The sequence below is a fragment of the Balneola vulgaris DSM 17893 genome, from assembly GCF_000375465.1.
Taxonomy (GTDB): Bacteria; Bacteroidota; Rhodothermia; order Balneolales; family Balneolaceae; genus Balneola; species Balneola vulgaris.
The window spans coordinates 562,378-578,586 of the sequence record NZ_AQXH01000001.1 but is presented as its reverse complement, the minus strand read 5'-3'; the positions used below and the strand labels follow the sequence as shown (position 1 = coordinate 578,586).

Here is a 16,209-nt window from a genome sequence, read left to right as displayed (position 1 = left end):
CAATTGTGAATCACATATTCCAATGTCGGTTATGATTTCGCTATATTCCGAGGCAAAATTTACAACCAATTCATCAAACAGCACATGGCTAAAATTACAAGTAACGAGTTTTTAGAAGATCTACTGATTACCCCAAGTCCAACCGGTTTTGAAAAGGGAGGAGTAAAAGTTTGGAAGAACTATGTAGAACAGTTTTCTGACGAAGTAGTTACTGATGCTTATGGTTCAGCTGCCGCTAAAATCAATACGAGTGGTGATGTAGCTACAGTAATGTTAGAAGCACATTGTGATGAAATAGGTATGGTGGTTCAACACATTACCGACAATGGCTTTATCTATGTAAATAAGCTAGGTGGAAGTGATTCAACCATTGCTCGCGCTAAAAAAGTATTTATCCATAATAAAAGAGGCCGTGTTGTAGGGATAACAGGAAATACGGCTATTCACCTACAAACCACAAAAAATGGTGGGGGTAAGCAACCTGCATGGAAAGACATTTATGTTGATATCGGGGTGTCTTCAAAAGAGGAAGCCTTAGAGCTTATTCAAGTTGGCGACCCTATTACCTATGCCTCAGATATGGAGTTTTTGAATGATGATATCCTATCAGGCCGTGCTTTAGATAATAGAATGGGTGGATACATCATTGCCGAGGCTATGCGTAGCTTAAGTGAGCGTAAAAGCGAGCTAAAAGTAAATGTGATTGCTCTTAATTCGGTACAAGAGGAAGTAGGTGGTTTCGGTGCTCGAATGATGAGCTATAGATTTATGCCTGATGTAGCTTTGGTAACCGATGTAACCCATGCTACAGATACCCCCGGTATTGACCAAAAAGAACATGGTACTGTGGAAATGGGTAATGGTCCTACTATCCAACATGGTGGTGCAAATCATCCATCCGTAGTGTCCTTTTTAGAAGATGTGTGTGAAAAATCGAGCATCGAAGTTCAGCATGAAGCCACTAGTGTAAGAACAGGAACCGATACCGATAGTATTTTCTATCAACAAACGGGAATTCCGAGTGCACTTATTTCTCTGCCATTAAGATATATGCATTCACCCGTAGAGACATGTAATATGAAAGATGTAGAAGCACTAATCACCATCATGGTGGAAGCGGTGCTAGCCATGCGGCCCGACCAAACGTTTAGTGTTTTCGAAGATTAATTAGTTTAAAAGCCCGCTTTCGAAGTGGGCTTTTTTATTGGCCCTGATTTCGATAATGAAGTAAGTGCATAGCTATCGAAGAAAAGAAATCAATGTATATATCGTGGCGAATTAGGATAGAACCTGCTTTACTCTCCCAACAATTCCAGATTCGAGCATCACTTTGATACCGTGAGGATGAGAGGGTGATTTGGTTAGTAAGCGTTTTACTACTCCTTCGGTAAGCTCTCCAGATCTTTGGTGATGTTTCTGTACCACCTTAACGCTACTGCCAACTTGAATGTCTTTTCTTTGTGTTCCGTCCATGATTCCTAGGCTTATTTACCGATTGCTTTTTCGATTCTATTTAGAAGAGCTGCAGCAACGGGAGAGTTGTTTTTATGAAAGGGTTCAATGATTACTTTTTTGTACCCATGTAAGTCCGCTTGCCTAAATCGGTCATAGAGTTCACGAGCAAGCTTTTGATAATCTCCATCATAACCAACGATGTGTTCTTCTGAAGTTTCACTATTCACGAGTAGAAATAGAGTATCATCTTGATCTATTTCATCTTCGGAAGTTAGCCAATGGACTTCAGCATTGGGTTTGTAATGAGAATACTTTTGTCCCGGACTTTTAGGCTTATCCGTTTGTTGATTATCTTCTAGCACTTCTGAGTTCAGGCACTCTTCAATTTCTGCTTTTGAAATACTCCCTGGGCGTAAAATGGTGGGTTTTTCACTTGTTAAATCAAGAACAGTTGATTCCAATCCCACTTCTGTAGGCCCTCCATCTATTACTGGGAATGAACTGCCAAAATCAGCGAGAACATGGCTTGCTTTGGTTGGGCTTGGTCGGCTGGACTTATTTGCACTTGGAGCAACAAGAGGCCCTGTTTGCTGGATAAAGTCGAGAGCTAAAGCATGGTTCGGCATACGAACAGCCACGGTATCTAAGCCGGCAGTGATGGAATCTAAGACTGATGCCTTCTTAGGAATAACTATGGTTAAAGGGCCGGGCCAAAATTTCTCCATTAATTGGGGAGCAAATTTCGGTAATGGATAGTTAGTGAAATCTGAAAGCTGATCTATCGATGAAATATGAACGATAAGTGGGTTGTCGGATGGCCTTCCTTTTTGTTCAAATACTTTGGCGATAGCAGAGGGGTTGGTAGCAGATGCTCCGAGCCCATAAACGGTTTCAGTAGGAAAGGCTACAATTCCGCCTTCCTTAATTTGAGATACATAGTTTTGCATAGATTCCATGGTTGGAAACTATGCAAATTTTGAATGAGGTGTGAGCTAAAGCTTAATGGTTTTCTGAAATGAAATCCTCAAACACACTGTATTTAACGAAACTAACACCACCGCCAATTTTACCTGAAGTAACACTGTTGGCAATATTTAAAGCTTCAGTACTGTATTGAATATCAAGATCTTTTTCAATTTGAACTTGAACTTGTGGGTTACCTTTTGCGCCCTGTTGCCCAATCATTAACGATCCATGAATATTCAAGCTTCCCGATTGAACCTGAATCTGAGTTTTAGTGTTTTGCGCCTTCCTTAAAGTTCGGCTACCAACCGAGTAAACCAAGCCATCAATGTTCATATCACCTTTAGCTACTTGAACTTGAACAGTTTCGCCATTGAAAATTACCAATCCTTGCCAGTTAAAATCATCTTCAACCTGTAACTGAACGTCTTCACCTTCGATGATGAGGATGCCATAGCCGTTTAGGTCACCTGATGTTACTTGCAGCTTGTCTTTAATAACCACTATCTCAGGAGAGGAGGGAGTGCCCCAATTTGCGCTACTTACGGTTTTGCTACTATAGTTTCGTGTAGCATTAGTCTTAAAATCATTAATTAACTGCTCAAAATCTGGTTGTGGTACACTTTTATCAGTTAGAATACTTGGGGTAAATACGCCTTTACCGATTATTTGATTTTGTTGAGCGGTAGAAAGTTTAGAGCGTCCAGGATTAGTAATTGAACTCTTTGTAGTGTTATTACTTGCAAAAATTCCATGAACTGGAGATGAGAACACCGGTATAGATCCATCTAAATTTTCATCATAACCAGAGATTGAAAAGTTTGACCCTTTCACTTCCATTTCAAAATCATTTGTTTTTGAATATAAGCCTAAGGAAGAATTGACTAATGGGAATCCATTATCTGTTAGTTTGGCTAAGGTGATTACCCTACTAATAACATTGTCAGCAACACCGGTTGAAATTAGTTTAATCTCTCTGGGTGAGTTTGATAAGGTAGTGTCATGGTTGAAATCTAACACCTTTATGTAAACCCGTTCCTTAAAGTTTGCGGATCCCATATTCAATTCTAATGAATCATTTTCGCCAGTTACGAAATATGGGCTCGATTTTAGAAAATTTAAGGTATGATCCACCCCTGCGTTAGCAAGACTTAGTGCATGCTTTTGAGTGATGGTGTAGTTATTAACATCAAGTATTACAGATTGTTGGTTTCTGATACTCAGTTGATATATAGCTAGAACCGTTGATAAAACTACCGTGTAAATAAGTAAGGCACGTCCCATAATTTATAAGCTTAGGTTAATAGGGTAGATTGTTTTTTCCCAGAGTGTAACTTCATATTTGCCGTCTACAGCACCAAGACTTTCTAGCATCAGGTACACCTGAATGCTTTCTATATCATCGGGGTCAAAAACAGGGGATGCGAGCTCATTTTGGTCTTCATCGTAAAAAGTAAACTTTAACCGTGTAACACTTGCTGGCATGGTAGCTTCTTCAATCACAGTTGAATCTGGTAAAGTTCTTTGAGTGCGATAAAGATTGAAGTCTTTAGGGTTCTCGGTAGATGTAACCGGGGAGCTTCGATCATAATGCCATTTAATTTGATCGTTTATCCCGTCATTGTTGATATCGGCTTCAAATACTATTTGATTAGAATCGGCATACACAATCGGACTATCTTGAATAATCCCATTTTTGGTGTAGCCAATCTTTTTCATTTCAAACTCTAGTAGCTCAGAGATAAAGTCTAATCTGTTTTTTGTGGAACTTGCTAATGATTGGCTTGCTGAATGGTTGCTAAAATTAAGCGTATATGTAGCCATTGAAACTAGAAGAAAGCCAGCTATTACAAAGCTGGTTAAAAGCCCGTGAATTTGCATAATAATCAGTTCTGTAGGTTAGTGGTAGTATGAGTTGATATACTCGAGTTGAACAGGAGCGCGGTCGATACTATACCTAACAGGATCAATATTACCGTATCTAATATTTACGATCATTTTTTTAAATCGACTCTGAGTGTTAATGCAGGTGTCTTTCGACTCAAGGTCGGCTATATAGCATACTTCAATCCACCCTTCATAATCCCCGTTGTCAGTTTCTTCATCCCACGAATACCCGTGATAGTCATCAAAGTCGTCGAAATCAGCACGTGAGCTTTCTGAGCCATCATTGCCAAAGTTAGAAGGGTGAGTAAATTCAGATGGGCTACTTACAGGGTCAATGCCTTGTGCTAATTCATCGTAGCTTTTTGACCGAGCTTCTTCAATTACTGTACTTGCCAATGCAATAGCAGACTTGTCTTTTTCTGCTTCTATATCAATTACAATGTTATTGAGTTTAGATTTATTGAAGTTTAAAGCGATGAGGGAATAAAGTATAATTGCCCCTAACGCTTGTAATGCCTGAGATGAGTCTTGCATGTCCTAGATTTATTTATTTTCCCGAATAGTTATCCTATTTCTATAGAGGACTAATCTAAAAGAATATGACAGATATTAAAATTTTTTAATGTTAAAATTACAACATTAATCTAAACGGGCCCAAAGGGTTTTAAGGAACTTAGATGCTTCGAAAATGTTTTCAATGTCATGTATCACAAACCTAACAGCATCATTCTTTTGGATCAATTGAAACTTCTCGGGTTTAAGTGCTTCAAGATGTTTTAAGATTTTCTGGAACTTGCCATTGTCGTAGAAATGAGGGGCTAATTTAGCTTCAGCCTTAGGGCACACAATCCAAATTCTACCCGCTCTTATCGTCACTTTAGTGAATAAACATTTCGAAGCAAACAGTTTCACTTTACTTGCCTCAATCAAGAAGTTCGCTTCTTTAGGAACCGGTCCAAATCGATCTTCAATTTCTTTTTTCCAGTCTTCGATCTGTGCTTCATCTTTGGCTTGTGAAAGCTTACGATATAAGTTCAATCGTTCTACATTATCACTGATGTAGTTATTTGGAAGTAGGGCTGATTGGTCAAACTCAACCAGTGTCTCAGGAAGTTCAATATCAACTTCAACGCCTTCGAACATGTCGCTGAATTCAGATTCCTTAAGTTCTTTGACTGCGTCATTTAGAATCTTGGTGTATAACTCAAATCCGATGTCGTTAATAAAACCACTTTGTTCGGCGCCGAGGATATCACCAGCACCTCGAATATCTAAATCGCGCATAGCGATATTAAATCCAGAGCCTAAATCCGAAAACTCTTCAAGGGCAAGTAGGCGTTTTCTCGCCTCGGGGGTTAAAGTCTCAATAGGTCGAGTAATGAGGTAGCAAAAGGCTTTACGATTCGAACGCCCAACACGTCCACGAAGCTGATGTAATTCAGCTAAACCAAAGTTATCTGCTTGATTGATAATAATGGTGTTGGCATTCCCAATATCGATTCCGTTCTCGACAATATTGGTAGATACGAGCACATCAAACTTATGGGAGTAGAAGTCGGTAATGATTTTTTCCAGCTGAGGGCCTGTCATTTGTCCGTGGCCAAAGCGTACTCGAATGTCTGGCACAAGGCGTCGTATCATCTCAGCAACTTCTTCAATATTCTTTACGCGATTATGAATAAAGAATACTTGTCCACCTCGGCTCATTTCCTGAAGAATGGCATCACGAATAAGGTCTTCGTTGAAGCTGTGTATTTCAGTATAAACAGGTTGACGGTTCGGCGGGGGAGTACTTATGATACTTAAGTCGCGAGCCCCCATAAGAGAAAATTGGAGCGTTCGTGGGATGGGCGTTGCCGTTAACGTTAATACATCAACAGCAGCTCTAAATTCTTTAAGCTTTTCTTTAGCACTTACGCCAAACCGTTGTTCCTCATCTACTACGATTAGCCCAAGGTTTTTGAACTTTACATCTTTCGAAAGGATTCGGTGAGTGCCTATAAGAATATCTACTTCACCTTTATCAAGTTTCTTCAGTACTTGAGTTTGCTCTGTTTTACTTCTGAACCGTGAAAGCACCTCAATGCTCACGGGGAATTTACCCATTCGCTTCTGAAAGGTTTTAGCATGCTGCTCAGCAAGGATGGTAGTGGGCACTAAAACCCCCACTTGTTTATGGTCCATTACTGCTTTGAAGGCCGCACGAACCGCTACCTCAGTTTTTCCAAAACCTACATCTCCACACACTAAGCGATCCATGGGTTGTTCGCTCTGCATGTCTTGTTTTACGGCTTGAATGGCAGCGTCTTGATCGGGCGTTTCTTCATACTGAAAGTTTGCCTCCATCTCCACCTGCCAATTGGTATCCTCGCCGAATGAGAATGCTTTTTGAGCTTTTCGTTTCGCATAAAGTAAGATGAGTTCACGTGCGATATCCTTCACACGCTTCTTAGTTTGGGCTTTTTTACGAGCCCATTCTCCTGAGCCTAGTTTGGTTACTCTAGGCGCTGTTCCTTCTTTACCCGAGTATTTTTGGAGCTTATGCAAGCTGCTTACATTCACATAAAGCACGGAGTCGTCTTTATATAGAAGTACTACAACCTCTTGATGGCTTTCTTTTACTTTGATTTTCTTGAAGCCTGAAAACTTTCCGATACCATAATCCACATGAACTACATAATCGCCCATGTTTAGATCTTTCAGTTCTTTGAAAGAGATACCGCCTTGGTGCTTACGCCGCTTTACCTTTGGGCGGTAGTATCGGTTAAATATTTGATGATCGGTGTACAGGCATAAGTTAGCAGAAGGGAAAATGAACCCTTCATGTAATGACTCAACCAGTAAAGAGTAATCGAATTCATCGGTAGGTTCACCTAAGAGTTCTTCAAAACGATGAATTTGTCCTTCATTATCGCAACAGATTACTACATGTCGACCAGCTTCTGTCTGTTCAGTTATATCTTTACGTAGTAACTCAAAATTACCATGAAAATCTGGTTGCGGCTTCGTACTTAGTTTGAACGGGTCTGTAACTCCAGTGGCCGCTCCGAATATGATAGTGGTTTCAAATTTTGACAGGTCTTGGTCAAATTGAGAGATATCTAAGAATTGAGTAGAAGGATGTGCTTCATCCTCATCATCAAGGTTGTTATAGGCTATGCAAGCCTGCTCAAATTGCGTTTCAATTTCATTTCGAATGAGCTCAGGGTTAATGAGAACCAAAGCCGTGTCTTCACTGAAATAGGAGAGGAAACTGTCTTTCTCTGAATCTGGTAGATTTGTTAAATCCGGGATGAAACGCGCGTTATTTAAAAAGGCGATAGAACGTTGAGAGTCTGGGTCGAATTCACGGATTGATTCGAGTTCGTCTCCAAAAAATTCAAGGCGAATTGGGTACTCACCCGCATAAGGGTATACATCAAAAATTCCACCACGTACGGCAAATTCACCGGGTTCATCTACAAAACGAGTGGGGCTATATCCTTGATCAACTAACCGCTCTTTAAGTTGCTCAGGGTCTATGCTTTCGCCTTTAGTTACATTTACACTCACTTTGTCGAGTACATTTGGCGGTGCTACTTTTTCAGATATAGCCGCTGCTGATGTGAGTACAATTTTCTTAGCTCTACCTTTCACTAAATCGAGAGCCTCAGAACGTAATACAAGGGTACCCGAGTCTACTATTTGATCTTTATCATAGGGCTTGTGGTTGGTAGCAGGGAACCGAATGTGTTTTACTTTAGAAATCGTATCTAAATCTGCTTTTAAAAAGCGTTCATTTTCTTCAGTATCCGTAATGACCAATACATTTTTGAACTCATTGCTTAGCTCATTGATCAAAAATGAAGATATAGACCCAACGCTTTCCTTAACAAAAAGGGTAGAGGTGTTCTTTAGCTGTTGTTTAAAGGTGTCGAACTCGACAGTAGATGAAATTCTCTTGAGTAAAGCCGTTTTCTTCATGAAATAGGATCAAATCGAATGGTCAAAAAATTTGGTGCCCAAAGGTAAGGCATATCCTATTTAAGAACTAACTATGCTCCGAAGTATAAACCGATCAATTCCGAATGCTAGCAGAAAACAAACAAATGCCAGAGATAGATATTTAGGGTATTGGTCTTCGAAGTCAGTGTAGATGAGTTCTTCTACTTTAGATTTTTCGAGTTCATCAATTTCGTTGTATACCCTCATAAGTTCGTCTGAATCCGTTGCACGGTAGTATTTACCACCTGTAAGCTCCGCCACGGAAGTCAACATTTCTTCATCAATGTTTACTTCAATATTCTGATAACGGCGCCCAAAAATTGGGTCTTGAATAGGGTAGGGTGCTGTTCCTCGTGTACCCGCACCAATGGTATAAATTTTGATATCGTAAGTCAGGGCTAAGTCGGCGGCGGTTACAGGATCAATCTCACCGGCGTTGTTTTGCCCATCAGTGAGTACAATGATAACCTTACTTTTAGTCTCGCTGTCTTTAAGGCGATTGATTGCCGTAGCTATTCCCATACCGATAGCGGTACCATCTTCTATCACACCCATTTCTAAATCATCCAATAACTGAGTAAGTAATTGGTAATCGAGGGTAGGCGGAACTACCGTAAAACTCTTCATAGCAAAGGTTACTAATCCAATACGATCTGACACTCGCTTGCCTACAAACTCCTTCGCAACTTCGCGTGCCGCTTCAAAGCGATTGGGTTGCAAATCTTCAGCCCGCATAGAAGATGAGATATCTAGCACCATCACTATATCAATCCCCTCAGCATTCCGTTCGATGGTGGTTAGCTTTAGCTGAGGTCGAGCTAGAGCAACAATAAGCAGTGCAAAACCGGTCCAAGTTGCCAATGCAACCATCCAATGTAAATGCGACTTCCAATTTCCAGGTAAGCTTTTGGCAAGCTCTAGGTTTGAAAACGTAAGCGATGGACTACGTTTCTTAAAGAATCGAAATAAATAGACTCCTATAAATATAGGAAGTAACAAAAGTGCGTAAAACCATTCAGGATTAGCCCATTCCATGGTCGGCCTCCTCAGTTTGAATAGTTTGGAATTGAGCTTCAAATTCGTCGCGAAGTCGTTGAATACGAGTTAAATCAACTTGACGGGCACGTTCTAAAAATGAATGCCCAAAATGATAAGCTTTTAGCGATTGCTCGTAGGTGGGTTTGAACTTGGCAAACTTTGCCATATCCGCTTCCTTCAATATCTCACGAGTGTGCTTTAGCATTTCTATATCCATTCCAAAAGCATCCATAAATCTTATGACTTCTCGTGAAGTGCTTTCCAGTGCAGGAATCTTGTACACTTCCTCTATGTACCATCTTAATGCATCACCCAATTCGCTGTAAAAAGTCTTGTAGTCTTTCTCAATGGAATCGTCGTGCTTGGTTTTGAGTGCTCTGAGTCGTTGTTCCAGTTCATTCAACGGATTCTGGAATTCAGGGATAATAACTTCTTGAACAGGTTCTTCTTCTTTATTCACTACATATTTTTGATAGAGGAAGTAAGCGATAGCGGCGAGTAAAAGTAAACCCAATATCCATGGCCATAGGGTGATCGGGAATTCAAAAATTGGCTTGGATGGCTTTAATGGATCTTCAGCACTAGCCAAAACACTTCGTTGGTTTAAAACTACGGCTTCCGTAAATAATAAAGTGGTATCGCCGGCACTTATCACTCTAAGAGGCAGGGGAGCAATGGTGGCTTCGTCGAGGGCAAAAAACTGAAGTTCATATACCGTACTATCTGCATAATCAGATAGTTTGAATTGTTGCATGGATCGAAATCCTAAATCGGCACCAAATAGGGTAGAGTCAGGAAAAATAACTTTATCGTAAGTGGTAGTACTTTTGTAAGAAATAGCGAATTCAAAAGTCTCACCTACTTCAAGAGAATCGGTAGGTGAAGTAACCGTAACAGTTTGAGCTTGTACTACTCCTGAGAATAATAAAAATACTAGGCAACAAATTTGAAGACGAATTGTTAATAGCCGATCAATATCGATCATGAATGTGTTTGAATTTTCTGCGATGTCAATTTTCAATATAGGTTAATAGCCACAAAGATAATTTCTTTTAACACTTTGTTTAATCAAATTTACATCTCATTCCTTTTATGAAAAAATCATTTTTAGCCTTAGTTTATCAAAATCATCTGCAAAAGAATACATATGAATTGGGATAAAACTCTACTTGTAGCATTAGCTGCCTTTACATTTTTAGCATCTTGTAATTTTGGTGAACCTGATATCACTAAAAAACCTACCGTTACAGAAAGTAACTTTGAAGAAATAAAAGAGCTACCCGGTGTAGATTCTTATGGGTTTGAGATAGATAACATATTAGTTAAAGAAGCGCGCGTAAAGCGCAACGAAAGCTTGTACATCATTTTAAGGTCACTTGATGTAACTCCCGAAACCATTTATGAGCTTCAACAGAAGTCGAAAGGGAAGTTTAATTCTAGTCGAATTCGTCAGAATCAAAAATACCTTACTTACCACGATGCAGATACGGGCACTCCTAAAAGGATGGTATTTCATCAGTCAGCCACAGACTATGTAGTATTTGATTGGGAAAAAGATATTGAAGTGAGCTTAGGGCAAAAAGAAGTTCGCAAAGAAGTAGCCGTTGCTTCGGGTACTATTGAGTCCTCTTTATATGAGACCCTTGTGAGCCAAGGCGTGAATATGCTCGTAGCTAATCGCCTGAGTGAAATCTTTGGATGGGAAATTGATTTCTTCCGCATATATAAAGGTGACAAATTTAAAGTGGTATACGAAAAGCAGTTTGTAGGCGATAAGCGCTATGGCATCGGCCAAATACTTGCCGCTGAGTTCGAACACCGTGGACAAACGTATGATGCCTATTTCTATGATAACGGTGAAATATTTGGATACTTTGATAGCGAAGGCAATAGCCTGCAGAAAGCGTTATTGAAAGCACCGTTCAAATATTCACAACGAATAAGTTCTAATTTCTCTTACAATCGTTTTCACCCAGTATTAAAGAAGAGAATGCCACACTACGGGGTAGATTATGCTGCACCAAAAGGAACTCCAGTAATTTCAGTTGGTGATGGTGAGATTATAGAAGCTCGATATCGTGGAGCGAATGGTAACATTGTTAAGATTCGTCACAACAGTACTTATACCACAGCTTACTTACACTTGAATGGCTTTGCTAAAGGAATTAAGCCTGGAACTCGAGTTCGTCAAGGTCAAGTAATTGGATATGTAGGAAGAACAGGGCGTGTAACCGGGGTGCATTTAGATTACCGTGTTTATAAGCATGGAAGTCCAGTTAACCCAACCAAACTTAAGCTGCCTCCATCAAAAGGAATTAGTGCAGAAGAGATGGACACCTACAAGAATTCAATCGCCGATCTTCAAAAAGAACTCGAAGCACTTACCGAGCCACCAATACTTGCCGAAGTTCAATAAGTACAAAGTTGAATTAAGAAGGGTAGGATAGAATTCAATTAGTATCTATTTACCCTTCTCAGGAAGAAGTTCATTAGTGGGCGAACGTACGATCGATTAGTTTGTACTTCTACAGAGTCGATCTTCATACGAAGTAACTTGTCTTGTAATTCGTGCTTCTGTTTAGCCCTTCTAGTTTTAAAAGCCTTTCGTACTGCCTTATTTGAGGTATCTATCAAAATCTCTTTGCCACTTTCTGCATCCGTAAATGGTAATAGGCCTACATCAGGAAGTTCTTCCTCGTGCTCATCATTTACGATGATACTTACCAAGTCGTGTTTCTGGTTGGTAATTCTAAGCTGCTTCTCGAAGTCTTTATCTTGGAAATCGGAAGCCAGTACAACAATAGCTCTTCGATCTAATAAACGATTAACATAAGAAAGGGCATCCGCGATATCAGTGCCTGTACCCGTGGGCTTAGTGGTGTATAATTCACGAATGAGACGTAGTACATGGGTTCGTCCTTTTTTGGGTGGGACTACTTTTTCTATATGATCGCTAAATAATACAAGTCCTACTTTGTCACTATTCTTAATAGCACTGAATGCAAGTACTGCACAGATCTCAATTGCCAGGTCCATTTTGGTTTGATTTAAAGAGCCAAAGGTGCCACTTGGAGAGATATCTACACACAGCATTAAGGTTTGCTCGCGTTCTTCTTCAAAAATCTTAATATATGGATCGCCCGTTCGTGCTGTAACATTCCAATCTATTTGTCGGATGTCATCTCCGTAATTATAGGCTCGAACTTCCGAGAACTCCATTCCTCTTCCTTTAAAAGCGGATTGATATTCCCCACCAAACAGGGTGTTTACAATGCCCTTCGTTTGAATCTCAAGTTTGCGAATCTTCTTTAGTACTTCTTTAGAAACCATAGCTAACTGTTGAATAGACTGTGTTTTGGCTCAGAATAAGAAATATAAATTATATTTAATGGTATAAATTTAAATATAATTTTAAGTTCAATGAAACGTATAATTAGGTTGGTTTTGTAATTAGTGTGTAAACATTAAAATATTCTAAAAAACCAATCCAGAAGCCCTTCAAATGCGTATTTATCATTAGAGAGTTCTAACCTAAAATTAGATAATTAACCTTTCTTAATTAAAGCATGTTAACGGTACTTACTTATAGAAGTGGCTACCTTAGTGCTGAATTGATTGCGCAAGTAACACAAAATGCAAATTCATATGAAAACCAAATACTTTTTCATATTCCTTTTTCTTCTGGGTTTAACAGTTAATGCAACTGCTCAGCAAAGTGAGAATGGTCTTACTTCAGTTTTGAAGGCTTATAAGATTACCACTGCGGCTGATGGAAACGAGGTTGCAACGGAAGTGACTGAAGTGACTCCGGGGGATTTAATCGAATATCGACTTACTTATACAAATGCAACTGGTGGAGATATATCACAACTCCAGCCAGTGTTACCAATTCCATTGCAGATGTTTTACTTAGGTGAAACTGCCTCTCCGGAATTAAGTGGTGCCAGCGTAAGCCCAACGGCTAACGACTTTTCTAGGCCTCCACTAACTCGTCAGGTTCAACAACCAGACGGTTCGACTACAACGGAAACCATACCGGCTGAAGAATATCGTCGGATCCAATGGTTGGTGCCTGCTCTAGCGGCAGGAGAAAGTATAACTCTCACCGCAAGAGTTAGGGTTAGGAGTTAACCCCGATCAATTTAAATCAATAAAAGTGTTCATAAAAAATTGAACCATAATCATAGGATAGAACAATGACAACAAACACACATAAACTACGAAGCAGGGTACAAGCTCTTGTAGGTATGCTTATGGTTTTTGCTGTAGTGCTAGTAGGTACATCAGTTGATGTATTTGCACAGGTACCACCAGCAAATTCTTCCATTGGTAACCAGGCAACAGCTACGTACGTTGACAATGGGAATAATTCCCAGTCTGTTACGTCGAATACCGTTGTTACAACAGTACAACAGGTAGCCGGTGTAACGCTTTCTGCTGGAGTAACCAAGCAGGTTTCTCAAGGTGGTCAGGTAACGTTTAGTCATACTATTACCAACACTGGTAACGGTACTGATCAATTCGACCTTACTGCTATAGATGCCAACGCAGGTTCTTTCAACTTCACTAACATCAAGATATATGCTGATGCTAACGGTGATGGTGTAGCGGATAACTTTACAGAAATTACACAAACCCCAAACATTGATGCCTTCACTAATAATACTTACGGTATTGTTATTGTAGCTGATGTTCCAGCTTCTGCGCTAGATTCTCAGTTCGAAGATATCACTGTTACAGCAACAAGTGTATTTGATAATACTGAATCTGATACTGCAACTAACAAAGTTGTTGTTGATGAAGATGCAGTACTTGATGTTAACAAACAGGTAAGCCAAACGTTGGCGGATGTTGGTGATACATTAACATACACAATTGCATATGCTGAGAACGGTAATGCTGCTGCAACTAACGTTGAATTAGTAGACGTTATCCCAGTTGGTATGACTTACGTTCCTAACTCTGCTTCTTGGAGTGGTGGTGGTGCGTTAACAGATGCTGCTGCTGGCGATCCAGCGGGTATCACATTTAGAAGAAGCACAGCAGGTGCACAGGATTCTTTAATCGCTGTAATCGGATCTGTTGCTAACGGTTCTTCTGGTAACTTAACGTTCAAAGTAACTGTTAATAATGACCAGCATGGTAATACCATTATTAACCAAGTTTCTTACAAGCATGATGACCTTCCTGCAGGTAACACTATTAATGGTCAGGCTGTTACAGTAAATGAGAACTACGACATTGCGTTAGTAGATGCTCAATTAGTTGAGATCACTACTGCAGAGCAAGGTGCTACTCTAAACTTTATTAACCGATTCAAGAATACTGGTACTACTACTGATACGTATAACATTGCGATCAACACAGGTAACTACCCAGCGGGTACTCAGTTCTTCTTTTACAAGGCTGATGCAAGTAACGAACCAACTAGTACTTACCAAGATACTGGTTCTGATGGTATTCCTGATACAGGACCTGTTGCAGCTGGCGATACTGTAGTTGTAATCTTACAGGTTCAGTTACCTTCTGGTGAAAGTGGTGGACCATTCTCTGTAGACAAGACTTTAACGTCTGTTAATAATGCTGCTGCAAGTGCAACTCATACCGATCAGGTAACTAACGTTGTTGCTCCTACTGTAGACCTTACTAACGATGCTGCTTCCGGCGATGTTGGCGCACTAGGTGAAGGTCAAGGACCAGAAGCAAATGCAGTTAAGTCTATTACTACTAATCCTGGTAACACTGTTTCTTTCAGCTTATTTGTTAAGAATACAAGTGCTGGTCAAGATAACTACAACCTAGCTTTTACTACCGATACTACTGGTGGTTACCAAGCAGGTACGCTTCCAACTGGATGGACTGTTCAGTTCCGTGATCCTAACAATGCTAACTCTGTTGTTTCTAAAACAGGTGATTTAGCTGCAGGAGCAAGTAAGGAACTTGTAGCAGAAGTATTTATCCCAGCTGGTTACGCACCAGGTGATGTTGAGCTATACTTTAGAGCACTTTCGCCTACTACGAATGCATTTGATATCATTCATGATAAGGTTTCTGTTAACACTCAGCAGAACATGCAGTTAACAAGTAACCAATCTGGACAAATTGCACCAGGTGGTTCTCGTAACTACTTACACACACTTACTATTCTTAGTAACGTGCCTGAGAACAACGGTTCTAACTCTGACCTTTATATCAACTTAGCGAACTCTAAGCCAACTGGTTGGACTTCGACGGTATACTGGGATACAGATGGTAACGGTGTTATTACTAGTGCCGATTCACTTCTTACAACAGGTGCAGCTTCTGATTCAGTTAAGCTTCCAGCACAGGTAGGAACATTGAACTTCAACGATCAAGTTAAATTCATTGTGAAGGTAACAGGTCTTGCAGGTCTTGATGATGGTGAAACTAACACTACTACTATCACATTGTTAGACAATTTGAACAACCTGCCTAGTAAGTCAAACACTGACATTACTCAGATTCAAGCTGGTTTAATTGTAATCGAGAAGTTCCAAGCTCCAGATGTAGCTGGTTCTGCCGGAACGTACACGAAGAATCCATTCAATGTACTTCCAGGCGACACGGTTTACTACCGTATTACAATTAGAAATGATGGTTCACAGCCGGTAACAACGGTTTCTGTAACTGATGATACTCCATCGTTTACCAAACTATTGAGCGCGGCTACTGCTACGGTTACCTCTGGTACTGTGAACTCAGTAGTTGTTACATCTCAACCTGCTGTTGGTGGTACGGGTACCATCCAAGTAGACATCGATCAACTCGATCCTACCGAGCAGGTTACCATAGAGTTTGCTGTTAAAATAGACAGCTAAAACCCCATATAGAAAAATATCTATTAACCCAGATTTATGAGGG

Annotated in this window: 13 protein-coding genes; 4 read left to right on the top strand and 9 right to left on the bottom strand. The window is 40.1% G+C overall.

The window, feature by feature from the left end:
- The first annotated feature begins 84 nt into the window (after positions 1–84).
- The gene (locus tag B155_RS0102590; RefSeq protein ID WP_018126682.1) at positions 85–1,167 is read left to right on the top strand and encodes a M42 family metallopeptidase; all 1,083 of its coding nucleotides are present in this window, start codon (positions 85–87) and stop codon (positions 1,165–1,167) included.
- Between the two features lie 111 nt (positions 1,168–1,278).
- On the opposite strand, the gene B155_RS0102585 is transcribed toward B155_RS0102590, so the two are convergent.
- From B155_RS0102585 to B155_RS0102550, 8 genes are all read right to left on the bottom strand, one after another.
- Positions 1,279–1,473 carry a YwbE family protein gene (locus B155_RS0102585; RefSeq protein ID WP_018126681.1) on the bottom strand — a complete coding sequence of 65 codons (195 nt, stop codon included), beginning with the start codon at positions 1,471–1,473 and terminating at the stop codon, positions 1,279–1,281.
- 11 nt (positions 1,474–1,484) lie between these two features.
- On the bottom strand, positions 1,485–2,402 hold the full coding sequence (locus B155_RS0102580; RefSeq protein WP_240386236.1) for an L-threonylcarbamoyladenylate synthase: 918 nt from the start codon (positions 2,400–2,402) through the stop codon (positions 1,485–1,487).
- Positions 2,403–2,454: 52 nt separating this feature from the next.
- On the bottom strand, positions 2,455–3,702 hold the full coding sequence (locus B155_RS0102575) for a hypothetical protein (protein WP_018126679.1): 1,248 nt from the start codon (positions 3,700–3,702) through the stop codon (positions 2,455–2,457).
- A 3-nt stretch (positions 3,703–3,705) separates the two neighbouring features.
- Entirely contained in the window at positions 3,706–4,137 is a 432-nt protein-coding gene (locus tag B155_RS0102570) for a hypothetical protein (RefSeq protein WP_157464708.1), read from the bottom strand.
- A gap of 180 nt (positions 4,138–4,317) precedes the next feature.
- On the bottom strand, positions 4,318–4,839 hold the full coding sequence (locus B155_RS0102565; RefSeq protein WP_018126677.1) for a hypothetical protein: 522 nt from the start codon (positions 4,837–4,839) through the stop codon (positions 4,318–4,320).
- A 105-nt stretch (positions 4,840–4,944) separates the two neighbouring features.
- Entirely contained in the window at positions 4,945–8,268 is a 3,324-nt protein-coding gene (gene mfd / locus B155_RS0102560; protein WP_018126676.1) for a transcription-repair coupling factor, read from the bottom strand.
- 60 nt (positions 8,269–8,328) lie between these two features.
- The gene (locus B155_RS0102555; RefSeq protein WP_018126675.1) at positions 8,329–9,324 is read right to left on the bottom strand and encodes a vWA domain-containing protein; all 996 of its coding nucleotides are present in this window, start codon (positions 9,322–9,324) and stop codon (positions 8,329–8,331) included.
- On the bottom strand, positions 9,311–10,312 hold the full coding sequence (locus B155_RS0102550; RefSeq protein ID WP_157464707.1) for a hypothetical protein: 1,002 nt from the start codon (positions 10,310–10,312) through the stop codon (positions 9,311–9,313). Before B155_RS0102550 ends, B155_RS0102555 begins: the two co-directional genes overlap by 14 nt.
- Positions 10,313–10,474: 162 nt before the next feature.
- On the opposite strand from B155_RS0102550, the gene B155_RS0102545 reads away from it, so the two are divergent.
- A complete protein-coding gene (locus B155_RS0102545) occupies positions 10,475–11,743 on the top strand; it encodes a peptidoglycan DD-metalloendopeptidase family protein (protein WP_018126673.1) in 1,269 nt (422 codons plus the stop codon).
- Positions 11,744–11,781: 38 nt separating this feature from the next.
- On the opposite strand, the gene B155_RS0102540 is transcribed toward B155_RS0102545, so the two are convergent.
- Positions 11,782–12,657, bottom strand: a complete 876-nt coding sequence (locus B155_RS0102540) for a DUF58 domain-containing protein (RefSeq protein ID WP_018126672.1) — start codon at positions 12,655–12,657, stop codon at positions 11,782–11,784.
- Positions 12,658–12,972: 315 nt separating this feature from the next.
- Between B155_RS0102540 and B155_RS12815 the strand changes: the two genes are divergently transcribed.
- On the top strand, positions 12,973–13,458 hold the full coding sequence (locus B155_RS12815) for a hypothetical protein (protein WP_157464706.1): 486 nt from the start codon (positions 12,973–12,975) through the stop codon (positions 13,456–13,458).
- Between the two features lie 65 nt (positions 13,459–13,523).
- Positions 13,524–16,166, top strand: a complete 2,643-nt coding sequence (locus B155_RS0102530; protein ID WP_018126670.1) for a beta strand repeat-containing protein — start codon at positions 13,524–13,526, stop codon at positions 16,164–16,166.
- The last annotated feature ends 43 nt before the right edge of the window (positions 16,167–16,209 follow it).

Bases quoted from the DNA above. Each gene is read 5' to 3' on its own strand.
- B155_RS12815 (WP_157464706.1), top strand. From the start codon at position 12,973: ATGAAAACCAAATACTTTTTCATATTCCTTTTTCTTCTGGGTTTAACA.
- mfd (WP_018126676.1), bottom strand. From the start codon at position 8,268: ATGAAGAAAACGGCTTTACTCAAGAGAATTTCATCTACTGTCGAGTTC.
- B155_RS0102565 (WP_018126677.1), bottom strand. From the start codon at position 4,839: ATGCAAGACTCATCTCAGGCATTACAAGCGTTAGGGGCAATTATACTT.
- B155_RS0102575 (WP_018126679.1), bottom strand. From the start codon at position 3,702: ATGGGACGTGCCTTACTTATTTACACGGTAGTTTTATCAACGGTTCTA.
- B155_RS0102530 (WP_018126670.1), top strand. From the start codon at position 13,524: ATGACAACAAACACACATAAACTACGAAGCAGGGTACAAGCTCTTGTA.
- B155_RS0102590 (WP_018126682.1), top strand. From the start codon at position 85: ATGGCTAAAATTACAAGTAACGAGTTTTTAGAAGATCTACTGATTACC.
- B155_RS0102585 (WP_018126681.1), bottom strand. From the start codon at position 1,473: ATGGACGGAACACAAAGAAAAGACATTCAAGTTGGCAGTAGCGTTAAG.
- B155_RS0102555 (WP_018126675.1), bottom strand. From the start codon at position 9,324: ATGGAATGGGCTAATCCTGAATGGTTTTACGCACTTTTGTTACTTCCT.
- B155_RS0102550 (WP_157464707.1), bottom strand. From the start codon at position 10,312: ATGATCGATATTGATCGGCTATTAACAATTCGTCTTCAAATTTGTTGC.
- B155_RS0102570 (WP_157464708.1), bottom strand. From the start codon at position 4,137: ATGAAAAAGATTGGCTACACCAAAAATGGGATTATTCAAGATAGTCCG.
- B155_RS0102545 (WP_018126673.1), top strand. From the start codon at position 10,475: ATGAATTGGGATAAAACTCTACTTGTAGCATTAGCTGCCTTTACATTT.
- B155_RS0102580 (WP_240386236.1), bottom strand. From the start codon at position 2,402: ATGCAAAACTATGTATCTCAAATTAAGGAAGGCGGAATTGTAGCCTTT.
- B155_RS0102540 (WP_018126672.1), bottom strand. From the start codon at position 12,657: ATGGTTTCTAAAGAAGTACTAAAGAAGATTCGCAAACTTGAGATTCAA.